This is a genomic window from Neisseria sp. P0009.S010 (assembly GCF_051958545.1).
GTDB classification, from domain to species: Bacteria; Pseudomonadota; Gammaproteobacteria; order Burkholderiales; family Neisseriaceae; genus Neisseria; species Neisseria subflava_A.
The window spans coordinates 101,975-124,509 of sequence record NZ_JBQCVH010000007.1; the positions used below are offsets into that span (position 1 = coordinate 101,975).

Annotated in this window: 19 protein-coding genes and 3 tRNA genes; 10 read left to right on the plus strand and 12 right to left on the minus strand. The window is 48.8% G+C overall.

What is annotated here, in order from left to right:
• Nucleotides 1-125: 125 nt before the first annotated feature.
• Nucleotides 126-1,655 carry a helicase HerA-like domain-containing protein gene (locus ACTHSN_RS08700; RefSeq protein WP_070461993.1) on the plus strand — a complete coding sequence of 510 codons (1,530 nt, stop codon included), beginning with the start codon at nucleotides 126-128 and terminating at the stop codon, nucleotides 1,653-1,655.
• 66 nt (nucleotides 1,656-1,721) lie between these two features.
• Here the strand turns inward: ACTHSN_RS08700 and ACTHSN_RS08705 are convergent, their stop codons facing one another.
• The 3 genes from ACTHSN_RS08705 to ACTHSN_RS08715 form a co-directional block, all read right to left on the minus strand.
• Nucleotides 1,722-3,077 carry a PFL family protein gene (locus ACTHSN_RS08705; protein ID WP_036493871.1) on the minus strand — a complete coding sequence of 452 codons (1,356 nt, stop codon included), beginning with the start codon at nucleotides 3,075-3,077 and terminating at the stop codon, nucleotides 1,722-1,724.
• Nucleotides 3,078-3,092: 15 nt separating this feature from the next.
• Entirely contained in the window at nucleotides 3,093-3,365 is a 273-nt protein-coding gene (locus ACTHSN_RS08710) for an ACT domain-containing protein (protein ID WP_070461992.1), read from the minus strand.
• Nucleotides 3,366-3,472: 107 nt separating this feature from the next.
• Nucleotides 3,473-4,612: a polyamine ABC transporter substrate-binding protein gene (locus ACTHSN_RS08715; RefSeq protein WP_070461990.1), complete on the minus strand. Its 1,140-nt coding sequence runs from the start codon at nucleotides 4,610-4,612 to the stop codon at nucleotides 3,473-3,475.
• A gap of 328 nt (nucleotides 4,613-4,940) precedes the next feature.
• Between ACTHSN_RS08715 and ACTHSN_RS08720 the strand changes: the two genes are divergently transcribed.
• On the plus strand, nucleotides 4,941-5,477 hold the full coding sequence (locus ACTHSN_RS08720) for an RNA pyrophosphohydrolase (protein WP_070461986.1): 537 nt from the start codon (nucleotides 4,941-4,943) through the stop codon (nucleotides 5,475-5,477).
• A gap of 68 nt (nucleotides 5,478-5,545) precedes the next feature.
• Entirely contained in the window at nucleotides 5,546-7,531 is a 1,986-nt protein-coding gene (gene parE, locus ACTHSN_RS08725) for a DNA topoisomerase IV subunit B (protein WP_107811064.1), read from the plus strand.
• Nucleotides 7,532-7,721: 190 nt separating this feature from the next.
• Here parE and ACTHSN_RS08730 read toward each other — a convergent pair.
• The 4 genes from ACTHSN_RS08730 to ACTHSN_RS08745 all read right to left on the minus strand — a co-directional run bounded on the left by ACTHSN_RS08730 (nucleotide 7,722) and on the right by ACTHSN_RS08745 (nucleotide 9,283).
• Nucleotides 7,722-7,798: transfer RNA gene (locus tag ACTHSN_RS08730), tRNA-Asp, on the minus strand.
• A gap of 32 nt (nucleotides 7,799-7,830) precedes the next feature.
• Nucleotides 7,831-7,906, minus strand: a tRNA-Val gene (locus ACTHSN_RS08735).
• A gap of 125 nt (nucleotides 7,907-8,031) precedes the next feature.
• Nucleotides 8,032-8,625 (minus strand): GTP cyclohydrolase II, encoded by a 594-nt coding sequence (gene ribA, locus ACTHSN_RS08740; protein ID WP_063068903.1) that lies wholly within the window; start codon nucleotides 8,623-8,625, stop codon nucleotides 8,032-8,034.
• Entirely contained in the window at nucleotides 8,618-9,283 is a 666-nt protein-coding gene (locus tag ACTHSN_RS08745) for a hypothetical protein (protein ID WP_070461982.1), read from the minus strand. The genes ribA and ACTHSN_RS08745 overlap by 8 nt, the downstream gene beginning before the upstream one ends.
• A 162-nt stretch (nucleotides 9,284-9,445) precedes the next feature.
• Between ACTHSN_RS08745 and ACTHSN_RS08750 the strand changes: the two genes are divergently transcribed.
• The 5 genes from ACTHSN_RS08750 to ACTHSN_RS08770 all read left to right on the plus strand — a co-directional run bounded on the left by ACTHSN_RS08750 (nucleotide 9,446) and on the right by ACTHSN_RS08770 (nucleotide 12,203).
• Nucleotides 9,446-9,530 (plus strand) — tRNA-Leu (locus ACTHSN_RS08750).
• A gap of 123 nt (nucleotides 9,531-9,653) precedes the next feature.
• The gene (locus tag ACTHSN_RS08755) at nucleotides 9,654-10,994 is read left to right on the plus strand and encodes a DUF2868 domain-containing protein (protein WP_440365266.1); all 1,341 of its coding nucleotides are present in this window, start codon (nucleotides 9,654-9,656) and stop codon (nucleotides 10,992-10,994) included.
• Between the two features lie 265 nt (nucleotides 10,995-11,259).
• Complete coding sequence (locus tag ACTHSN_RS08760; RefSeq protein ID WP_070646719.1) at nucleotides 11,260-11,514, plus strand: hypothetical protein; 255 nt, start codon at nucleotides 11,260-11,262, stop codon at nucleotides 11,512-11,514.
• Between the two features lie 80 nt (nucleotides 11,515-11,594).
• On the plus strand, nucleotides 11,595-11,888 hold the full coding sequence (locus ACTHSN_RS08765) for a hypothetical protein (RefSeq protein ID WP_070583845.1): 294 nt from the start codon (nucleotides 11,595-11,597) through the stop codon (nucleotides 11,886-11,888).
• A 39-nt stretch (nucleotides 11,889-11,927) separates the two neighbouring features.
• Nucleotides 11,928-12,203 (plus strand): hypothetical protein, encoded by a 276-nt coding sequence (locus ACTHSN_RS08770; RefSeq protein WP_070646718.1) that lies wholly within the window; start codon nucleotides 11,928-11,930, stop codon nucleotides 12,201-12,203.
• Nucleotides 12,204-12,376: 173 nt separating this feature from the next.
• On the opposite strand, the gene dnaK is transcribed toward ACTHSN_RS08770, so the two are convergent.
• Nucleotides 12,377-14,305, minus strand: a complete 1,929-nt coding sequence (gene dnaK, locus ACTHSN_RS08775; RefSeq protein WP_440365267.1) for a molecular chaperone DnaK — start codon at nucleotides 14,303-14,305, stop codon at nucleotides 12,377-12,379.
• Nucleotides 14,306-14,608: 303 nt separating this feature from the next.
• Nucleotides 14,609-15,178: a nucleotide exchange factor GrpE gene (gene grpE, locus ACTHSN_RS08780; protein ID WP_440365268.1), complete on the minus strand. Its 570-nt coding sequence runs from the start codon at nucleotides 15,176-15,178 to the stop codon at nucleotides 14,609-14,611.
• A gap of 150 nt (nucleotides 15,179-15,328) precedes the next feature.
• Here grpE and cysE point away from each other — a divergent pair, with 150 nt between their 5' ends.
• Entirely contained in the window at nucleotides 15,329-16,147 is an 819-nt protein-coding gene (gene cysE, locus ACTHSN_RS08785) for a serine O-acetyltransferase (protein WP_003747509.1), read from the plus strand.
• A gap of 73 nt (nucleotides 16,148-16,220) precedes the next feature.
• Here the strand turns inward: cysE and ACTHSN_RS08790 are convergent, their stop codons facing one another.
• A complete protein-coding gene (locus tag ACTHSN_RS08790; RefSeq protein WP_293208561.1) occupies nucleotides 16,221-16,811 on the minus strand; it encodes a tyrosine-protein phosphatase in 591 nt (196 codons plus the stop codon).
• A gap of 125 nt (nucleotides 16,812-16,936) precedes the next feature.
• On the opposite strand from ACTHSN_RS08790, the gene mnmC reads away from it, so the two are divergent.
• Nucleotides 16,937-18,547, plus strand: a complete 1,611-nt coding sequence (gene mnmC / locus ACTHSN_RS08795) for an FAD-dependent 5-carboxymethylaminomethyl-2-thiouridine(34) oxidoreductase MnmC (RefSeq protein ID WP_440365269.1) — start codon at nucleotides 16,937-16,939, stop codon at nucleotides 18,545-18,547.
• Nucleotides 18,548-18,756: 209 nt separating this feature from the next.
• Here the strand turns inward: mnmC and ACTHSN_RS08800 are convergent, their stop codons facing one another.
• The gene (locus ACTHSN_RS08800; protein WP_070461969.1) at nucleotides 18,757-21,174 is read right to left on the minus strand and encodes a TonB-dependent hemoglobin/transferrin/lactoferrin family receptor; all 2,418 of its coding nucleotides are present in this window, start codon (nucleotides 21,172-21,174) and stop codon (nucleotides 18,757-18,759) included.
• A 54-nt stretch (nucleotides 21,175-21,228) separates the two neighbouring features.
• The gene (locus ACTHSN_RS08805) at nucleotides 21,229-22,224 is read right to left on the minus strand and encodes a Slam-dependent surface lipoprotein (RefSeq protein ID WP_070461967.1); all 996 of its coding nucleotides are present in this window, start codon (nucleotides 22,222-22,224) and stop codon (nucleotides 21,229-21,231) included.
• Nucleotides 22,225-22,535: the final 311 nt, after the last annotated feature.

The window sequence follows — 22,535 nt, forward strand, 5'->3', positions numbered from 1 at the left end:
AAAACCTTTGCAAAACTTAAGGCCGTCTGAAACTTTGCTTGGTTGAATCCCCTCGCCGCAAACGTTAAAATGCTTGTTTTTTAAGACAACAAATTGTTTCACATCACGGATTCTAAGGAATAATCATGACTACATTTCAAATTGCGCGTGCCGACGGGAAAACGCTCGAAATCCAAGGCAAAATGGCCAACCGCCACGGCTTGATCGCCGGGGCGACCGGTACGGGTAAAACCGTTACCCTGCGCCGCATGGCGGAAGCCTTCAGCAGCGAAGGCATCCCTGTATTCTTGGTCGATGTCAAAGGCGATTTGTCAGGCATCGCGCAAGCCGGTACCAACAGCGGCAAAGTGGGCGAACGCATCGCCGAGTTTGATTTGGGCGAGCAATGGCTGCAAAATTTCCCCGTGCGCTTTTGGGATGTTTACGGCGAAACCGGTATTCCCGTACGCGTAACCGTTTCCGAAATGGGCCCTATGCTTTTGGCCCGCCTGATGAATCTGAACGACACGCAAGAAGGCCTGCTCAACCTCGTGTTCAAAGTTGCCGACGACAGAGGCTGGCACATTCTGGACTTGAAAGACCTGCGCAGCATGCTGAAACACGTTTCCGACCACGCTTCGGAATACCGCACGCAATACGGCAACGTTTCTGCCGCCAGTATCGGTGCAATTCAACGCCAACTGCTGACTTTGGAAAACGAAGGTGCAGAAAAATTCTTCGGCGAACCTTCCCTCAACCTGCAAGACTGGATGCAAACCGACAACGGCAAAGGCATCATCAACATCCTTAATTCCGAAAAACTGATGCGCTCGCCGCGTATGTACAGCGCGTTTTTGCTGTGGATGTTGGCGGAGTTGTTTGAAACCCTGCCCGAAGTTGGCGATTTGGACAAACCAAAATTCGTGATGTTCTTCGATGAAGCGCATTTAATGTTCGACAATGCCGCCAATGCGTTGGTCGAACAAATCGAACAAGTCGTGCGCCTGATCCGTTCCAAAGGCGTGGGCGTATATTTCGTCACCCAAAACCCGCTCGACTTACCCGATACCATCCTCGGCCAACTGGGTAACCGCGTGCAACACGCCCTGCGCGCCTTCACACCGCGCGACCAAAAAGCAGTCAAAGCCGCTGCCGAAACCTTCCGCAGCAATCCGAATATCAAAGTTGCCGAAGCGATTGCCGAACTGGGCGTCGGCGAAGCGCTCGTTTCCTTCCTCGACGAAAAAGGTATGCCCGAGCCGGTAGAACGCGCCCTTATCCTGCCGCCGCAATCTTCCTTAACCCCGCTTGCCGCAGAAGAGCGCAACCGCTTGTTCCAAAACGATGATTTGTATCCGACCTACAAAGACATGGTGGACAACTATTCCGCTTTTGAAGCATTGGCCGAAGCAGACAGCCAGGCTGCCGCTGAAAAAGAAGCCGCAAATACCGCCAAAGAGCAGGAAAAAGCACAAAAAGCCGCAGAAAAAGAAGCTGCCAATGCTGATCCTGGCATCCTCGGTGGACTGATCGGCGGCTTGAGCGGCGGACGCAAAAAATCTGGCCAAGGTTTGGGCTACAACGTTGCCGACGCCATCGGCAGCCAAATCAACCGCCAAGTAACCAACGCCATTTCCCGCAGCGTAATGGGCATTATTAAAAATATGTTTAAATAATTACCCTGCAAATATAAAAGGCCGTCTGAAAATCAATTTCAGACGGCCTTTTATTTATCAATCCAATCAGTTTTTCATTGATTGAACCGGAGCTGGGATTCTGCCGCCTCGGTTGACAAACACTTCGCATGAGCCTTCTTTAACCGGCATTACAGGCGCGTAGCCCAACAAGCCGCCGAACTCGACGCTGTCGCCGACGGTTTTGCCGGTTACCGGAATAATGCGCACGGCAGTGGTTTTACTGTTGATCATGCCGATGGCGGCTTCGTCAGCAATGATGCCGGAAATGGTATGAGCAGGCGTATCACCGGGAACGGCAATCATGTCCAATCCGACCGAGCAGACGGCGGTCATCGCTTCGAGTTTGTCCAGCGTCAGCACGCCTGCTTCGGCGGCGGCAATCATGCCTTCGTCTTCGGAAACGGGGATAAACGCGCCGCTCAGGCCGCCGACCGCGCTGGAAGCCATCATGCCACCTTTTTTCACAGCATCATTCAGCAAGGCCAAAGCCGCTGTCGTGCCGTGCGTACCGCAGACGCTCAAACCCATTTCTTCAAGAATGCGTGCCACCGAGTCGCCGACGGCAGGGGTTGGTGCTAACGACAAGTCGAGAATACCAAACGGAATATTCAGCATTTTTGAGGCTTCGCGGCCGATGAGTTCGCCCACGCGGGTAATTTTGAAAGCAGTTTTCTTCACGACTTCTGCAACTTCGGTCAGTGTCGTTGCATCCGAATTTTCCAACGCGGCTTTTACAACACCCGGGCCGGATACGCCGACATTGATAACGGCATCCGCTTCGCCCGAACCGTGAAACGCGCCCGCCATAAATGGGTTGTCTTCCACCGCGTTGCAGAACACGACGATTTTGGCGCAGCCGAAACCTTCGGGCGTAATTTCAGCCGTGCGTTTGATGGTTTCGCCTGCCAACTTGACCGCATCCATATTGATACCGGCGCGCGTGCTGCCGATATTGATGGAGCTGCACACGATATCGGTAGTCTTCATCGCTTCGGGAATGGAGCGGATTAACACCTCGTCTGAAGGTGACATGCCTTTTTGCACCAGCGCGGAAAAGCCGCCAATAAAAGACACGCCGATGGCTTTGGCAGCCTTATCCAAAGTTTGCGCCACGCTGACATAGGAATCGGCATGGGTAGCTGCGGCGATTTGGGCAATCGGCGTGACGGAAATGCGCTGATTCACAATCGGTACGCCGTATTTGGCAGACAGATATTTTGCCGTCGCCACCAAGTCTTTGCCGACTGTGGTAATTTTATTGTAAATATTTTGGTTCAACACATTGATATCGCTGCTGATACAGTCGTGCAGATCAATGCCGATGGTAATGGTGCGCACGTCAAAGTTCTGGTCGGCCACCATTTTGACGGTTTCTAAAATCTCGCCGGATTGAATACTCATGACTCTCCCTCCGACTTAAATACGGTGCATGGCTTGGAAAATTTCTTCGTTTTGCATACGGATGTCAAGCACGAGTTTTTTGCTCTCTTCCGCAAACAAATCCAAAACCTCTTGACGCGATTTAGCGCATTTTGAAGTGTCCACCAAAATAATCATGGTAAAAAAATCGTCCATCAACTGTTGGCTGATGTTGAGAATATTGATTTGGTTTTCCGCTAAAATTTTGGAAACGTCGTACACAATGCCCACACGGTCTTTACCGATGACGGTGATGACTGAATTGTTCATAACGCTGTTTCTCCTGATAGGATATTTGAAAAGTGTTGACAATTATAACACTCAGGCCGTCTGAAAAACTGTTTCAGACGGCCTGAGTATTCAAATTTCAATTTTAATTATCGCCCTGCTTTCAAAGCCTGCCATAGGCGAACGCTGAGTTTGCTCGCATCGGTTGACTTGGGAGAGACGATGAAGCTTTTTTCCATCAATTCTTTACTTGGGAAAATCGATTCGTCAGAGGTGTATTTTTCATCCATCAAATCACGCGCTGGACGGCTGGCCGGAGCATAAGTCACATAGTTGCCGTTTTTAGCCGCTGTTTCCGGATTGAGCGTGTGATTGATGTATTTGTGTGCATTGGCCACATTTTGCGCATCACGCGGAATCATCAGCGAATCCACCCAAATACCGACGCCGCTTTTCGGCGCCAATACTTCGACTTCGACGCCGTTTCCGGCTTCTTTGGCACGGGTTTTGGCAATATTAAGGTCACCGCCGTAGCCTACCGATACGCAAAGATTACCGGCAGCCATATCATCGATATAGCCGGATGAGGTAAAGCGTTTGATGTCGGGACGCACTTTTTTCATCATATCGACTGCGGCTTTGATGTCGTCAGGGTTTTCGCTGTTCGGATCTTTGCCCAAATAATGCAAAGCCAAAGGAATCTGCTCGATGGCGCTGTCGAAATAGCTGATGCCGCAGGATTTCAGTTTTTGGGTATATTCAGGGTTAAACACCAAATCCCATTCGTTTTCAGGCAGCTTGTCCGTACCCAAAGCCTTTTGAACCTGCTGTTTGTTAATCGCCAGCGTATTGATGCCCCAGAAATAAGGGACGGCATATTCGTTGCCCGGATCGACGGTTTCCATCATTTTCAACAAATCGGGATCGATATTGGCGTAATCAGGAATTTGCGATTTGTCGATTTTTTGATACGCGCCGGCTTTGATCTGACGGCCGACATTAGCAATAGAAGGTGCAACCAAGTCATAACCCGACTTGCCGGTCAGCAGCTTGGCTTCCAGCGCTTCGTTGCTGTCGTAGTAATCGTAGCGGACGTTGATATGCGTTTTGTTTTCAAACGCAGACAGCGTGGCAGGATCGACATAATCCGACCAGTTGTAGATATTGAGTTTATCGGTTTGGGAAGAGGAAGTTTGAGATGCGGAAGATTCTGCGGCGGTTCCTTGTCCGCCGCTACACGCAGTCAAGACGAGGCTCACGATTGCCGCCGCCATCAAAGATTTTTTCATGGTTTCAGACCTTTTGTTCGGGAGGTAAAAATATTGCAGCGGTGGCAGATGCCACTTACAAAAGGGAAACTGTGGGGGCGGCCGGCATGTGTCCTTTGCCCTTGATTCAGCAAGGTTTGCATTAAACGGCAAAAAGCTTTTGAATGCAAGACCTTAAAGCAGAAAAAAATTTCATTTTTCAGACGGCCTGAAGCTATGGTTTTATTCATAAACAACATTTTTTCAGAAACGGTTTCATGCCGTCTGGAAAAAACTGTGGGCTTATTCAGACGGCCTCAAGATTTGTCAAAACCGCCCAATTTGTGGGAAAATTGCACGATTGAATTTAATGAAGGGCGACCCCGTGTTAGACAGAGAAGGCTATCGCCCCAATGTCGGTATTATCCTGATTAACGAACGTAACGAAGTCTTTTGGGGCAAACGCGTACGCGAACATTCATGGCAGTTTCCGCAAGGCGGCATCAAGCCGGGCGAAAGTCCTGAGACCGCCATGTACCGCGAGTTGTACGAAGAAGTCGGCCTGTTGCCGCAACATGTCAAAATTATCGGCCGCACGCGCGACTGGCTGCGCTATGACGTGCCCAGTCATTGGGTGCGCCGCGAATGGCGCGGTTCGTATCGCGGACAAAAACAGATTTGGTATCTTTTGCGTTTGGTTGGCCGCGACAGCGACGTCAACCTCCGTGCCTGCCATCATCCTGAATTTGACGGCTGGCGCTGGCACCAATACTGGGCGCCGGTTGACGAAGTCATCGACTTCAAGCGCGGCGTGTATTTGGACGCATTGACCGAACTCTCCCGTTTCTTGCGCGGCATAGAAAGCTATGAAGACTTTATCCGTCGCAATCCAATAGAAAACCTATAACCCAAACGCTTTCAGGCCGTCTGAAAGCGTTGTTTTTCATCCTTTCAGACGGCCTTTACATTATTCCTATGGCTAAAAACAATCAATACAGCGAATCCAGCATTACCGTCCTCAAAGGCTTGGAGCCGGTCAAAGAACGTCCCGGCATGTACACCCGTACCGACAGCCCGACCCATATCTGTCAGGAAGTGATTGATAATGCGGCGGACGAGGCGTTGGGTGGTTTTGCAACTGCAATCGACGTGCAAATTCATGAAGACGGTTCGCTTTCCGTCCGTGATAACGGCCGCGGCATTCCCGTCGGCCTACACCCTGAAGAAGGCGTACCCGTAGTCGAACTCGTGTTCACCCGTCTGCACGCAGGCGGCAAGTTCAACAAAAAAGACGGCAGCAGCGCGTATGCCTTTTCAGGCGGTCTGCACGGCGTCGGCGTATCTGTTACCAACGCCCTTTCCACCCGCCTTGAAGTAACGGTCAAACGCGAAGGCAAAGTCCACCGTATCGTCTTTTCCGGTGGCGACGTCATTGAGCCATTGACTGAAGTGGGCAAATGCGCCGTCAAAGACAGCGGCACCGAAGTGCGCGTGTGGCCGGACGGCAAATATTTTGAAAGCCCGAATTACAGCATTCCCGAACTCGAACGCCTGCTGCGCGCCAAAGCTGTTTTACTGCCAGGCGTACGCGTTTCACTGACCCGTCCAGTTAAAGGCGAAAACGAAGCGCACATCCAAACCTGGCACTACCCGGACGGCCTGAAAAGCTATCTGACCGACCTGATTGCTGACGCGCAAGAAGCCGTGCCTATCTTCTCCTGCGAAAACTACATTTCAGACGGCCACAACGGCGATTTCAGCATTGGAGAAGGCGCAGCATTTGCCCTGACTTGGCTGGAAGAAGGCTCATGCGCCAACGAAAGCTATGTCAACCTCATCCCCACCCCACTGGGCGGCACACATGAAGCAGGCTTGAAACAAGCCGTGTTCAACGCAGTCAACAACTTCATCAATCTGCACAACCTCTTGCCGCGCGGCGTGAAAGTGCAAAGCGACGACGTGTTCAGCAAAACTGTCTTCGTCCTCTCCGCCCGCGTCCTCGACCCGCAGTTCCAAGGTCAGACTAAAGACAAACTGACCAACCGCGACGCATTGAAACTTGTTGCCACCGTATCGGGCGACCCTTTGGAATTGTGGCTGAACCAAAACGTGGACTACGGCAAAAAAATCGCCGAACTCGCCATCCGTCAGGCACAAGCACGGATGCGTTCGGTTAAAAAGATTGAAAAGAAAAAAGGCAGCGGTGTCGCTGTCTTGCCCGGTAAGCTGACCGACTGCGAAAGTGAAGACATCCGCGAAAACGAACTCTTCCTCGTCGAAGGCGATTCCGCCGGCGGCTCAGCCAAACTTGCCCGCGACAAAGCCACACAGGCCATCCTACCCCTGCGCGGTAAAGTACTCAACAGCTTTGAAGTTCACCCCGACCAGCTTTTCGGCAACGCCGAAATCCATGATATTTCCGTTGCCATCGGCGTCGATCCACATGGCATCAACGACAATCCCGATTTAAGCGGCCTGCGCTACGGCAAAATTGCCATCCTGTCCGATGCCGATGTGGACGGTTCGCATATTCAGGTTTTGCTGTTGACCCTGTTCTACCGCCACTTCCCGAAACTGGTCGCTGACGGACACATCTACGTCGCCCAGCCTCCGCTATTCCGCGTCGATGTCAACGCACAAGGCAAAAGCAAACCCGCCCGCAAATTCTACGCCCTCGACCAAAACGAACTCGACAGCATTTTGGAGCGACTTCAAAAAGAAGGCGTTAAAGAAACTGCTTATTCCATCAGCCGTTTCAAAGGCTTGGGCGAGATGAACCCCGACCAGCTTAAAGACACCACCATGCACCCCGACACCCGTCGCCTGTTGCAGGTACAAATCCCCGAAGGCGCAGATGACGAAACACGCGACATCTTCGTCAAACTGATGGGAAAAGGCGAAGCCGCCGCCCGCCGCGCATGGATGGAAAAAGAAGGCGATAAGGCAGAATTGGATATTTAATCTATTATTTCAATAGACTAAAGGCCGTCTGAAATTTTAAAAGTTTCAGACGGCCTTTTTTAAAATCATTAGAAATTAAGGTTAAACAGTATTTCAACACTCCGTTACTTACCTGTTTCTATTTTTGCAGCTTAATTGAGTTGTTAAGACAAATAAAAAAGCACTGATATTATCAGTGCTTTTTAAATAATGGCGCGGCGGACGGGGCTCGAACCCGCGACCCCCGGCGTGACAGGCCGGTACTCTAACCAACTGAGCTACCACCGCGCATCCACTGTCAAAGACAATGAAAGGAAACTTGGTGGGTGATGACGGAGTCGAACCGCCGACATTCTGCTTGTAAGGCAGACGCTCTACCAACTGAGCTAATCACCCGATAAGCCGACATTAAATCAAAAAATCAGACCATGCGCAAGGTTTTTATTTAAATAAAAATATATCCCATTGAAAGAATATAGAATATTTTATTTAGCCACAAAAATCACCGTTATGCCTATCCATCAATCAAAAATCAAATGTCCCAATTTATCCGCTTTAGTATGCAGATAACGTTCATTTTCCACATTTTCGCCGACATGTAATGCAATCCGTTCGACCACATTAATGCCGGAATCTTTCAATGTTTGGATTTTTTCAGGATTATTGGTCAACAACTTGACTTCACGAATATGCAGATAATCATAAATCTGCTTAGCCAAAGTAAAGTCGCGTGCATCAACAGGAAGGCCGAGTGCAACATTGGCTTCGACCGTATCCAAGCCCTGATCTTGCAGACGATAAGCACGGATTTTGTTTATCAAACCAATGCCCCTGCCTTCTTGGCGCAAATATACGATAACGCCACGCCCTTCTTTCTGAACGGCCTGCATCGCCGCTTGAAGCTGAGGGCCGCAATCACATTTCACCGAAAATAAAGCATCGCCGGTCAAGCACTCGGAATGAATACGCGACAACACAGGCAGGCCGTCTGAAACATCGCCCATCGTCAATGCGACATGCTCCTGACCACCCTCTTCTTCAAAGCCGTGCATGGTAAATTCGCCCCATTCCGTAGGCAAACGGCATGACGCGACAAACTTCAAGGCGTTACTCATTTTCCGCTTCCTCGCTTTCAGTCACGCCCAAGAGGTTTTTCAAAGGTTCCGCCAAGGCTAATGCAAGGGCAATCCAAGACACCAATACTTCGTCTGGCGCGCCGTCTTTGACATCAAACTCGGCATGCACCACACCTAAAACCGCACCGCTGGGCATACAGACAGGAACAGAAATCTGACTCAAACCGGGATGATTGCGTTCGGCCGACAATTCACCAATTTCCTGCCAATACGCCACATTCTGACAAACATTCATCCAACCGCTTTGCGCCGTACGCACAGCCAAAAAAGCCTGTCCGGCCTGCTCGTCGATTGGAATTACATTTTCCAACGGCACGCCCCAACGGCTCAGTCGAACCAGCGACAACGCGCCATCTTTCGGAAACGCTGTATAAACCGCTGCGCTTTTCAAATGCTCAGTGCGCTCGGCAACCGAATCCAAAGCCATAAAAATCTGTTTCAGCAACAATTCATGTTCGGCATCAACATAATCCACCAACTGCCAACCGTCTTCAGACGGCCACAAAATCGAACGCTCAACCGAAGCATTGCCCATTTTAATCACAGCCTGGGTAGTCAAATAAGCAACATGTATCTCATCCGCAGGCAACTTCAAACCTTGCGTCTGCAAAAAATCTTTAATCAATAAAGCAGGCATCTGCCCTTCCTCACCAAATAGTAAAGTTGAGGCCGTCTGAAAACAAACCCTGCTTTCAGACGGCCAGAATAAACCATTATATAAGGGATAAACCGAAAAATTCAAGCAAACAAGACTTTGCGCCCCCATTAATCTTGTGTATAATCCACGGTTCAAATTAGTGCGGACGTGGCGAAATTGGTAGACGCACCAGATTTAGGTTCTGGCGCCGCAAGGTGTGAGAGTTCGAGTCTCTCCGTCCGCACCACACTAAAAATGAGCAGCTTTCGGGCTGCTTTTTTTACATCTATTCCACTACTATACACCCCATTCGAAATCGAAACTGCTTTTACAGCTGTTTCCATTGTATCTTTCAGACGGCCTATCATTTATGTTGAATCCATCGCAAAAACTTGTCGAATTGGTCCGTATCCTTGAAGAACGTGCCTATATTTTTCCGGGAGATCCTGTGCAAGCGACGGAAGCGTTGCGACATATTGATGGCGGCAACGAGGAAAAACTGATACGCCGTGCCCAAATTATTGACCGCGACCAGCATTTGAAATATGTATTGCAACAGGTGGAGACAGGCTCATTTTGGCTTTGGGTTGTTGCGGCGACGTTGTTGTTTACGGTCGGTTTTTCCAGCACTTATCTTTTGATGGACAATCAGGGGCTGAACTTTTTTCTGGTCTTAGCCGGGATTTTGGGCATGAATACAGTCATGCTGCTGGTGTGGCTGGCGACTTTATTCTTGCGTTTGAAAAATGTACACTTTATCAGCAGTCCGGCAACTTGGTTCCGAGGCAAAGATCCGGTCAATCAGGCAATTTTGCGGCTTTATGTGGATGAATGGCGTAAACCGCAAACGCGTTGGCTGATTGGTGCAACTTCACACGGCCTGTGGCTTTGCACGCTGTCGGGAATGTTGGTTTCTGTTTTGCTGCTGCTTTTGGTGCGTCAATATACGTTCAACTGGGAAAGTACGCTTTTAAGCAATACGGCATTGGTGAAAACGGTTGAAGCTTTGTCATGGCTACCGGAACGTTTGGGCTTTCCTGTTCCCGACAGTCAGGCCGTAATTGCAGGCCGTCTGAACAATCATATCGAAGATGCACGCGCTTGGGCAGGTTTACTCATCGGCAGCATTATCTGCTACGGCATTCTGCCGCGCTTGCTTGCTTGGCTGGCTTGCAAGATTACTTTAAAAACCCTTCGCGAACGTTTGGATTTGAATCAGCCCTACTATCAAAAAATCCTCCGCACATGGCAAACGAAAATTGTCGATGCCGATGATTTTCAGGAAAACATCGTTCCCGCTTCATCCAAAATTACGCTGAATAATGCGCCCAAATGGGCAGTTACACTGGAAACAGAATGGCCTGAGCCGTTTTGGTTTTCCGGCGTTTTGGCGCAAGAATGGATAGACAAAGGCGTGGTCGCCGGCAGAAAAGATTTGGAACAATTAGAAGCCGAATTGAAACAAACTCCGGCGCAACTTCTCATCGGCGTACGCACGCAAACTGTTCCCGATCGTGGCATTTTGCGTCAAATCAGCCGCTTGGCCGAAGCTACGGACGGCGGCGTTATCATTCAGCTTTTGAATCAAGACAGTTTCTCTGAAGATTTGGATACCAAACTGGATTATTGGCGCAATGCGCTGGCAGAAAGAAACATTGCCTGGTTGGAGCCGACCCGTTTGGCACAAGAAAAACGGCAAAGCGCTATTTGACAGATAAACCGAAGGCCGTCTGAAAAGTTTTCAGACGACCTTTTATCGCAACTTGGAAGCTTGTTTTTAATATTGTCTTGCTGTCTTGATGATATAACCAATTTAAATTTAATCATTTCTTGACTATCCGTTATGTTTTCATTTTTTAATATAACTTAAAAAATAATTTCAAAAAAACTACTACATACTTGCACTGTCAATACAACAGCAAACGGATGAAAACGCTTGCTATTTTTCACCCCATTTTTCATTTTGGAGTGCTAATATGCAAACACTAAACATGGATGATTTACAACAAGTTTCCGGCGGTTTTAATTTCAGTCGAAGCGCGGTTTCAGGAGCCGGCCGCTGGGTTGGTGCCGGAGCAGGTGCTTTTGCCGGCGGCTTTACCGGAATGGCGTTAGGCGCGATTGCGGGACCGGGCGGTATGGCTGCCGGTGGTGCTATCGGAGCCAACGTAGGTAGAGTTTTAGGAGGCAGATTAGGTTCGTTTGTCGCCAGAAGATCGTTTGGCTATTAAATCATTGCCGATCAAACTCCGTATCCCGAAAATATTTACGGGATACGGATTCTTTATCAACAATACTGAAGGATAACGGCATGAAAAATTTTTGGGAAAATTATAAGAAAAACTTGCAGTTGCTCGCAACTTTTGCCAAAAAATATTGGAAGGTCCTACTGGTCATCAGCTTCGCTGTAAACTTTATTGTCATCGGGGTGAACACTATCTTGAGTCTCTATGTGATCAATCCGAAATATTTTTTAGGGGAAGAATATTTCCTTTCAGAAATTATCGAAAGCCTCGTCGCAGTAAGCTTGATGATATGGACATTCCTGAAATATATTCAGTACAAACAGAAAGATGCTTCTTCGAAAGATTCTTCTTCAAATTAAATACGGAACAATCCCAAACTTTATAAGAAGGATAAGGGCATGAAAAATTTTTGGGAAAATTATAAGAAAAACCTGAAGTTGCTCGCAAGTTTCAGCAAACAATACTGGAAGGCATTGCTGATTATGTGCTTTGCGGCCAGCTTTACTGTTTTCCTTGCGAACTTGATTTTAAGCCTTATCATCAATCCGAAGTATTTCTTTGGAGTAGACCGTTTTCTTCCCGACTGGGTCGAAGTGTTAATTATGTGTACCCTGGTTGAACTGATGTTCTTGAAATACATAAAATCCAAAAAGAAAAAATCGCTTCCAGAATAGGTACAAACAGATTAGCCCAACCTTGTCTTTTCAATGGGTTATATCTTTTTCCTGTCTGTCAAGATTTCTAAAACCAAGGTCGTCTGAAAAGCTTTCAGATGACCTTTTACTATGAATAATTCAAATAAAAAGCGCGAACCTTTCGATTCGCGCTTTTTTTCAGACGGCATCAATTATTTTTTGTCGTCTTTTACTTCTTCAAAGTCGGCATCTACAACGTCGTCGTCTTTCTTAGCAGAAGACTCGGCTTGTGCGCCCTCACCTGCTTGTGCTTCGGCTTGCGCTTGAGCGTAAACCATTTCGCCCAATTTTTGGCTGGCTGCACCCAAAGCTTCGGCTTTGGCATCGATAGCGGCTTTGTCGTCGCCTTTAACTACTTCTTCAGCTTCTTTCAACGCAGCTTCGATTTTTTCTTTCTCGGCAGCGTCAAGTTTGTCGCCGTAGTCAGCCAGAGATTTTTTCACAGAGTGAATCAGGGCTTCGGCTTGGTTGCGGGAAGCGACCAATTCAGTCAGTTTTTTATCTTCTTCAGCATTGGCTTCGGCATCTTTCACCATGCGTTCGATTTCTTCTTCGCTCAAACCTGAAGAACCTTGGATGGTGATGTTGGCGGCTTTGCCGGTGCCTTTGTCTTTGGCAGAAACGTGCAAGATACCGTTGGCGTCGATATCGAAAGTAACTTCAATTTGTGGCATACCTCGTGGTGCAGGTGCGATGTCGCCCAAGTTGAACTGACCCAAAGATTTGTTGGCAGAAGCGCGTTCGCGTTCGCCTTGCAGTACGTGGATGGTTACTGCGCTTTGGTTGTCTTCGGCAGTTGAGAACACTTGAGACGCTTTAGTCGGAATAGTAGTGTTCTTTTGAATCAGCTTGGTCATCACGCCGCCCATGGTTTCGATACCCAAAGACAGAGGAGTTACGTCCAGCAGCAATACGTCGCTACGGCCGCCGCTCAATACTTCGCCTTGAATCGCTGCACCTACGGCAACAGCTTCATCAGGGTTCACGTCTTTACGAGGCTCTTTACCGAAGAAGGCTTTAACGGCTTCTTGTACTTTCGGCATACGGCTTTGACCACCAACCAAAATCACGTCGTCGATGTCGCTGGTGCTTAAGCCGGCATCTTTCAATGCGATTTTGCAAGGCTCGATAGAACGTTGGATCAAATCTTCAACCAGGCTTTCAAATTTGGCACGGGTAATTTTCATGGCCAAGTGTTTCGGACCGGTTGCGTCCATAGTAATGTACGGCAGGTTGATTTCGGTTTGCTGACCGCTGGACAATTCGATTTTGGCTTTCTCGGCAGCTTCTTTCAGGCGTTGCAGAGCCATGACGTCTTGTTTCAAATCAATGCCTTGTTCTTTTTTGAACTCGTCAATGATGTAGTCGATCAAGCGTTGGTCGAAGTCTTCGCCACCCAAGAAGGTGTCGCCGTTGGTTGCCAATACTTCGAATTGTTTGTCGCCGTCGATGTTGGCGATTTCGATGATGGAAATATCGAAAGTACCGCCACCCAAGTCATACACGGCAATTTTACGGTCTTTGCTGTCGCCTTTGTCCATACCGAATGCCAAAGCGGCTGCGGTCGGTTCGTTGATGATGCGTTTTACTTCCAAACCTGCGATACGGCCTGCGTCTTTAGTCGCTTGACGTTGGCTGTCGTTGAAGTAGGCAGGAACGGTAATCACGGCTTCAGTGACTTTTTCGCCCAAGTAAGCTTCGGCTGCTTCTTTCATTTTACGCAAAACTTCTGCGGAAATTTGAGGAGGAGACAGCTCTTTACCTTGTGCTTTTACCCATGCGTCGCCGTTGTTGGCTTTGATGATTTCAAAAGGCATGGATTCGATGTCGCGTTGTACTTCTTTGTCTTCAAATTTGTGGCCGATCAAACGTTTGGCGGCGTAAATAGTGTTTTTAGCGTTGGTTACCGCTTGGCGTTTTGCTGGCGCGCCGACGAGGATTTCACCGCCGTCCAAATAAGCGATAACGGAAGGAGTGGTGCGTGCGCCTTCTGCGTTTTCGATTACTTTGGTTTGACCGTTTTCAGAAATGGCCAAACAAGAGTTGGTTGTACCTAAGTCAATACCGATTACTTTTGCCATATTATGTTGCTCCTAAAATAAACTTTTCTTAATTAATAATCCTGTGGAACATTTCGTTCCGATGGCTTGTAAATAAGGTTGCTTCATTTTTTTTCAAGGCCTAATTTGAATTTTTTTTAAGATTAAATTCAAGTGCTTGATTTATTTATCCACAAGCCGTTTATTCTTTTTTCAGACGGCCCGGTTTTCATTTTCCGATTCCGGTTTATCGGAATGATTTTCCAATAGCGGAACATCGGGTTTTGAAACCGGATAAGGCCGTCTGAAGATTTTATGCTTGATAAACTTTATCAAGCGATGCCTTCAATCTTCTTTTTTCGCCACGACAACCATTGCAGGACGCAAAACGCGGTCGGATAATGTGTAACCTTTTTTCATCACGCTGACGATGGTGTTCGGCTCTTGCTCGCTGACTACCGCCTGCATGGCTTGGTGGTAATGCGGATCAAGTTTCTCGCCTGCCTGAGGATTGACTTCTTTAATATGGGTGGCATCAAATGCTTTTTGCAGCTCGTTCAAAGTCATTTGCACACCCATTTTCAGGGCATCGAAATTACCGCTTTGGTCGAGCAGCGCCATTTCAAGGTAGTCCTTGACAGGCAGCATTTCTGCTGCAAATTTTTGTCCGGCAAATTTATGGGTATCGGCGATTTCCTGCTGATGGCGGCGGCGCAGGTTTTGCTCGTTTGCCAGACCGCGCAATTCGCTGTCTTTGAGCTGGCCTTCCAACTCAGCGACACGCGCCTGAAGTTCTTCGTAAGTCGGTTCTGCTTGTTCGGTTTCAACGGTTTCAACGGTTTCGGCAGTTTCTACGGCTGCCGCTTCTTCTGCTTCGTGTTGATGTTGTTCGTTATGCTCCGTCATTTCTGACATCCTTTTAGCGTGTTGATATTCGATGTTTCATATATAAGGCCGTCTGAAAAAACTTCAAGCATTTGAATGCCGATTATCAAATGCCTTGTTAAAAGACGTTGGAAAACGGTAAGATAACCATCTGATTGTATTCTTCAGACGGCCTCAAACATGAAAAAAGACCATTTGAATTCAACTGATTTTAATCTGTGGCACACCATCCGCGAAGAAACCGAAGCCGCCGCCGCGGCCGAGCCGATGCTGGCGAGCTTCCTGCATCAAACCGTATTGCGCCACCAGTCTCTCGATTCGGTATTGGCCTACCATCTTTCCAGCAAGCTCGGCAGTCCGATTATGGACGTGCGCGCGCTGTTTGAAATTTATCAGCAGGCTTTAAGTGCGGACACCCGCATCAGCAAATGTGTCGAGGCCGACTTAAAAGCCATTTACGAGCGCGACCCGGCTTGTGATGAATATTCGCTGCCGCTGTTGTATTTCAAAGGTTTCCACGCCGTACAGGCACACCGCATCAACCACTGGCTTTATCAAAACGGCCGCAAAACGCTGGCGTATTTCCTGCAAAACCGCATGTCGGAAGTGTTCGGCGTCGATATCCACCCGGCCGCCCGTTTCGGTCATGGTTTGATGCTCGACCATGCCACCGGTTTTGTCGCGGGCGAAACCGCCGTCTTGGGCAACAATATTTCCATCCTCCACGGCGTAACGCTGGGTGGTTCGGGCAAAGAAAGCGGCGACCGCCACCCGAAAATCGGCGACGGCGTGATGATTGGTGCGAACGCTTCGATATTGGGCAACATCCGCATCGGCAAAAATGCCAAAATTGGCGCAGGCAGCGTGGTGGTTGCCGACGTACCATCTTCGATTACCGTCGTCGGCGTACCGGCCAAACCGGTCGGCCGCTCTTCCAAAACCCCGTCTGCCGATATGGATCAAAGCATTCAATTATCATCTACGGATTTTGTGATTTAAGCAATCTGCCATTTAAAAGGCCGTCTGAAAGATTTGTTCTTTCAGACGGCCTTTTATCATTTAAATCCTAGTGTTAACCGCGTTTGCGCAAGGCTTCCAAGTGCGTTTTAACCTGCTTGACTTTCTCTTCAGTAAACAGGTTGGCAATGTTTTTCCAAATGCTGTGATAACCGTAAGGACCATGTTGCATTTCGGCTTTTGCCTCTTCCACCGGCCAGCCTTGATAGATGATGCGGTACATTCCAGCAATCAAACCGGTACGATCTGCGCCATGATAACAATGAATGAGCACTGCGCCGTTTTGCTGTTGTTTTTCAATCAGGTATAGGATTTCCGCAATCTCTTTCGGCTTAATGCTCCATGACAGCAACGGACGGTTTAGCAAGGTCAAACCATGCTCTTTCAAATGGTCATCATCGTTGCGGTCAAAAAAGCGCAAGTTGATCACGCTTTGAATGCCCAGCTTGACGATGGCTTCACCATCTTCGGCAACAGGCTGCTCGCTGCGGTAAAGCTTGTCGTCAATACGATAAAGGTTGGCATCGTGTTTGACGGGCGTTGCCCAGCGTTCGGACTGAACGGCTTTGTTGCCGTTATCCGGCGGCGCGGACGAACAAACGATGGGCAAGCCGGAAGCAAGAAGGCACAATAAAAGACGGCGCATAAAATTCCTGTATGAAAATCAATTGGAAATCAAAATATCATGCGATTCTATCAAAACACGTTCGGATATTCTATCCGCGCAAACCGCGTTACAATAAAGCCTCTTTTTTCAGACGGCCCTTCATCATGACCTGCCTTGCTTGGAACACCACGCCTTCCCTTGCTACCCTTTGCCGCGCGATCGAACAACATACCGTGCCACTTTATTTGATTGTCTGCCTGCCTGAAAACCATATTCCCGATTTTCCGCTGTCAAATCTTCCCTCCGAGCTTGAAGGCCGTCTGAACAACCGTCTCGCTCAATCCGTGAAATGCCTTCAGTTCAACAGCGTCAATGTTTTAGAAAACCTATTGCCTGATGTGCATCTCTGGCTGGTTCCGCCACACCGCGCCGACCGCTTACACGAACATTTCCATCATATCGAATGGCAAACCGAAGCCGTACCGCAATCTGCGCCTACTCTTCTAAAACCTTGGTTCAGACGGCCTGAACATCAAGCCGCACCCGAACACGTCCTGATTATCGGTGCAGGTATTGCCGGCGCAGCGACCGCGCGCAAACTGGCGGAGCACGGCGTACGCGTTACGGTTTTGGAGGCAGGCAAAGCGGCGCAGGCAGGCAGCGGCAACCGCCAAGGCTTGCTCTACGCCAAAATCTCACCACACGATACCGAACAAACCGAGCTGCTGTTGACAGGCTACGGCTACACGCGCCGATTATTGGAAGACTTGCTGCCCGACTCCGACGTATGGGGCGGCGACGGCGTATTGCATTTGAATTTTGACGACAGCGAACGCAAACGCAATCAGGCCTTGGGTTTGCAACACCAGCATAAACACCTTTACCGCAGCGTATCTGCCAAAGAGGCTGCGTCCATCGCAGGCATAGACGTATTTTCAGACGGCCTTTACTGGCCGCAAGGCGTATGGATGAATCCGCCCGCCATCGTGCATACCTTATTGAATCATCCGCTGATTGAGTTGCACGAACACTCGCCGCTGACCGCCGTATCGCATGACGGTACACAATGGACGGTACACACGCCGGACGCGCATTTCAATGCCAGCCATATCGTTTACTGTATGGGCGCGCACAGCCCGACTGCCGCCGACACCAACGTCTCCGCCCTGCCTTTCCGCCAAATCCGCGGACAAACCGGCGTTGTGTCCGCCAGCCCGTTTTCACAAAAACTGCGTTGCGCCATTTCCGGCGAAAGCTACATCAGCCCGAGCTGGCAAGGCCGCCACTGCTACGGCGCGACATTTATCCTCAACAGCAACGATGAAACTTGGTATCCGTACGAAGAAACCAAAAACCGCGCCGCCCTGCAACAGCTCAATCCGCCATTGGCACAATCCCTGTTTGAGCAAGATTCGTTTTCAGACGGCCTTCAAGACACACAAGGCCATGCCGCCCTGCGTTGCGACAGCCTAGACCATTTGCCCGTTGTCGGCGCACTCGGCGACATCGCTGCCATGCAGTCTGCCTATGCCAAACTGGCATTAGACAAAAACTACCGCCTCGACAGTATCCCCTGCCCTTACCTGCCTAATGCCTACATCAATACGGCACACGGCACACGCGGCCTGGCGACAGCCCCCATCTGCGCCGCCTCCATTGCGGCCGAAATACTCGGCTTGCCGCATCCGCTATCGCAAAGGCTGAGAACCGCGCTGCACCCCAACCGCGCCATCATCCGCGCGATTGTTCGGCAGTATCCGTTGTTGTCCGTTTAAAATTTTCGTTTTAAATAAAAAAGGCCGTCTGAAAGTCATCAAAACTTTCAGACGGCCTTTAGCTATCCGTTAACTGCTTAGAATTTCCATTCCAGCGATACAGCGTAATTGCGGCCTGGGGCGCGATAGCGGTCTAAGCCTTTGCCATCGCGGTCAACCCCGTTGGTGGTGCTGTAGCTGTACCAACCTTCCTTTCTGTTCTAATTACCTTAGAACTTAGCTTCAAGTGTAAAGTTGTAACTTCTTCCTGGTGAAGAGAAACGCTCTATACCTGCATGTGTCTTATTATCAACACGATTAACTGTACCAAATTCGCGGATGCTGCGCAGCGATTCCCAAGTATAGTATTTTTTGTTGCCGATGTTGTACGCACCGGCGCGCAGGGTGAAGTATTTGCCCAAGTTGACGTAGCCTGTCAGGTCGAAAAGCGTATAGGCTTTGCTGTGCTTGGCAAATGGCCATGGGTTGTTCAAATCATCACTGCTGTGAACGGTGTCAGACGGTTTTTTAGCTGCGGTGTGTGTCAGGTACGCATTGATACCCCAGCGTTTGGAGGGAGCATCGTAGCCCAAATTGTAAACGGCAGACCACGGGGAAAGGGCGTTAATCGGGGTTTCCTGTCCGTTGGTTTGTTTGGCTTTGCCTTTGATGTAGCTGACATTAACACCTGCGTGCGTGCCTTGCGGCAAACCGATGCTGTCAAGGTTCCATGTGCCGTTAAATTCCAAACCTTTCACCCATGCGGAGGAACGGTTTTGGTTTTGCCAAACGGGTGAGCTGACCAATGCGGTACCGTCGGAAATCGGTGCATAATTAGGGCTGTTGGGGTTGTCTGAGGACACGCCCATGTAGGTCAGTTCGATAAAGTTGCGGTAGCGGGTTTGGAAGCCGGAGAGTTTAAAGTTTCCGGCTTTGCCACTGCCGGCAAGTCCCAGTTCGAAGTTTTTGGCGGTTTCTGCCTTAAGGTTAGGGTTTGCTTTAAGGTAGAAGTCAGGATGCGGGAACAATAGCCAGGTTTCGTCTGAAGTCGGCGCGCGGAAGCCAGTGCTATATTTTGCCAAAAGATTCAGACGCGGCGTGAATTTCCAGTCTAATCCTAAACCGTAGCTGAAACCGCTGTGTTTACGCTCGCTGCCAAGATAGGGGATTTGACCGCGGATGGCAGGGGTATAGTTGGGGTTGTCCTTGGCTTTGCTGCTGCTGTTGTCGTAGCGAACCCCGGCATTGAGGCGGTATTGGCTGCTGTCGCCGAATTGGAAGGTGTTGTTCCAGTAGGCAAAACGGTTTTTGGACGAGCTTTCGACCAGCATAGTCAATTCTTGGTTGTTGGACGTTTGGTATTTCGGGTCATATAGGCGTACCCAATAGCTATGGTCGCTATTACCGTTATCGTTTTTGGAGCCACCTAATCCGTATTGCATTGCCCATACCGATTTGGAGAAGTCGATTTGTTTTTCGGCATCGGCACCGAATTGGGTATTTTTTTGACGGATGTTGCGGAACATATGGTACACGTCGCTGTTGACACCGTTACGGCCATAATCCGTCGGCAAGTCCCAGGTCCAAGTGCTCATGTCGATGGTTTGACGGTCGTAACGCAGGTTGAGGTTGTCCCATGGTCCTTTGTCAAGTTGGTTTTTGTATTCGAAACCGATGCGTTTGCGGTAGGAAATATCTTGACGGGAACGGGTGTCGCCCAGTGCGTCGCCTTTCCAGTCTGCCGCCCACATATTGGACAATTCAATCGTCGTGCGGTCGGTGCGTGAATCTTCGTAAATCCAGCCGATACGGTTTTTATCGTTGAAGTTGTAACCCAGTTTGAACAGGGTGCTTTTGTTTTCCCAGTCTTGAGGGTCAGGTTTGCTGCGCGCTACACCGCGGCTGCCGTAGTTGGTCATACCAGCATTCGGACTCCAGCTTTGTTTGTTGTCAGTGATGACGGTATCGGCAGCGTCGCTGTTGTTTTTGGTTTCTTTACCGAAACGGCGGGTGTAGACCATCAATGCGTCCAGACCCAACCAGGTTCCTGCGGCGGTTATGCTGCTGAATTTTTGGCTGTTGCGTCCGATATAGCCGCCTTTAATGCCTAAGTGGTAGGGTTTTTCTTCGGAAACATAGTCGCTTGCGGATTTGGTTTTGTAGTTGACGGCACCGCCCAATGCGCCGCTGCCGGATTTAAGCGAGTCCGCGCCTTTGTTAAGGGTTACTTCCGAAAAGTTTTCGGGTTCGGACGTGTTGCGGTTTGCATTGAAGTTGCCGTATGCACCGAACAACTCTTGAAACGCTTCAGACGACCTGCTTTCTGCTTGTGCCAGTCCGTCCACGTTGATGGCAACGCGGTCTTTATCGACACCGCGTATGGTAAAGCCGTTGGAACCGGAACGTCCGCCTTCAACGACGCTGATGCCCGGATCGTAACGCACCAAGTCGCTTTCATCGGAGACCATTTGTTTATCCAAAACCTGACGGCGGATTTTCTCTTCACCGAGTTTTTGTACTTTGCGGCCGCCAATGACTTTGACTTCATTCAACTCCTGATAAGCTTGAGGAATAGGATCGGCCGCTAAGGCAGGGAAAGTTTGGCTGACAATAGCTGCCAGCAGTACAGGTTTAAAATGGAAGGACATTTTTTGCCTCTTAATATATATTGATTATCTATTATTGGAATGCTTGATGTGCAGTTACTTGCTGACAGGTGTCAAACTTGTATCCGTCGTATTGCGGTCGTCATCATTCTTCACGCCGCCGAACACGGTATCCAACGATTTATCGGCATCAAAGGTAACTTTACCGCCTATACTGACTTCTGTTTTATCGCCGTTAAATTGACCAAAAAATTTCCCTTCGACTTTGCCGTTTTTACCATCGGATTCGGCAGTGCCTGAGAAATCAACGCCGTTGATGCCTACATCTTTCATCACAACGTCCGGACCGTAATCAGCATTACCTAAAATCGTGCCGCCGAGTTTGTTGGTGTTGAAATTGGCTGTCAGCAGTGAAAGTTTGGGCGTGTTTTTTTCAGACGACCCGGAGGATTTGCCCGGATCGTAGGTTGAGGTAACGATATTGCCGTTGCGGACGCGGACAGCCCAAACTTCGTATGTAGTCTTGCCTTTTGCCACTGTACTGTCTGACGGAGTGTAATAAGACGGTTTCGCCGTTCCGACGGGTTTGCCGCCGACAAACAGGTCTGCCGTGCCGTCTGCATTTATCCATGCGCCGAATTTGAGGTGGTCCTGTTTGGTTGCCGGTGCATAGGTGAATTGTCCCGAACTACTGCAACAGACAAACAGTTTACCACCTTCAGATAAAGGTTGTCCTTCATGGCGTGTACGAAGGGCATAAGACGGGCTGGAATATGATGGGACAATCGGATCAGAATATGAACTAATGTTGTAATAGTTACCAGAAGGGGTTTGATAGACATATTGTTTATCGGTATAGCTGTAGCCCCATGATGTTTTCACTTCGAGTTCCGCTTCACGCAGACTGCCGCCTTTATCGGAAAGGGTATTAATGGTCTTTACTGCATTGCTTTCATCGCTCAGCTTAACATTGGCAATAGGTTGCGCTGTCGGAATAGCAACGGGAACTTTGGGTTCAGATGCACCTCCACCTGCACATGCAGTCAAAATAAAGGTAGTTGCAATAGGCACTATAAATACATTAATTTTCATAACCAATCTCTCTAAAATACAAGCTTCTCAGATACAATAATGATAAGTATTACTAATAATATGCAATATTGTGTAACAAATATTTTATTTTAGCAATACCAATATTTTTTCTATCAGTAGTTAGGGTGAATCTTTATGCCATCCTCTCTCTGTTAAATATATTTACGCAATTTATAATCCTATAAAAATAAATAAGTTATATTTATTTCGTAAATTTGCCGTTATAATGATAAATCTAAATACGAATCTGTATTTTTTATGCAAAAATAAAATCACCTGAGATGTTTCAGGCAGTTTTATGATAAGAGCAA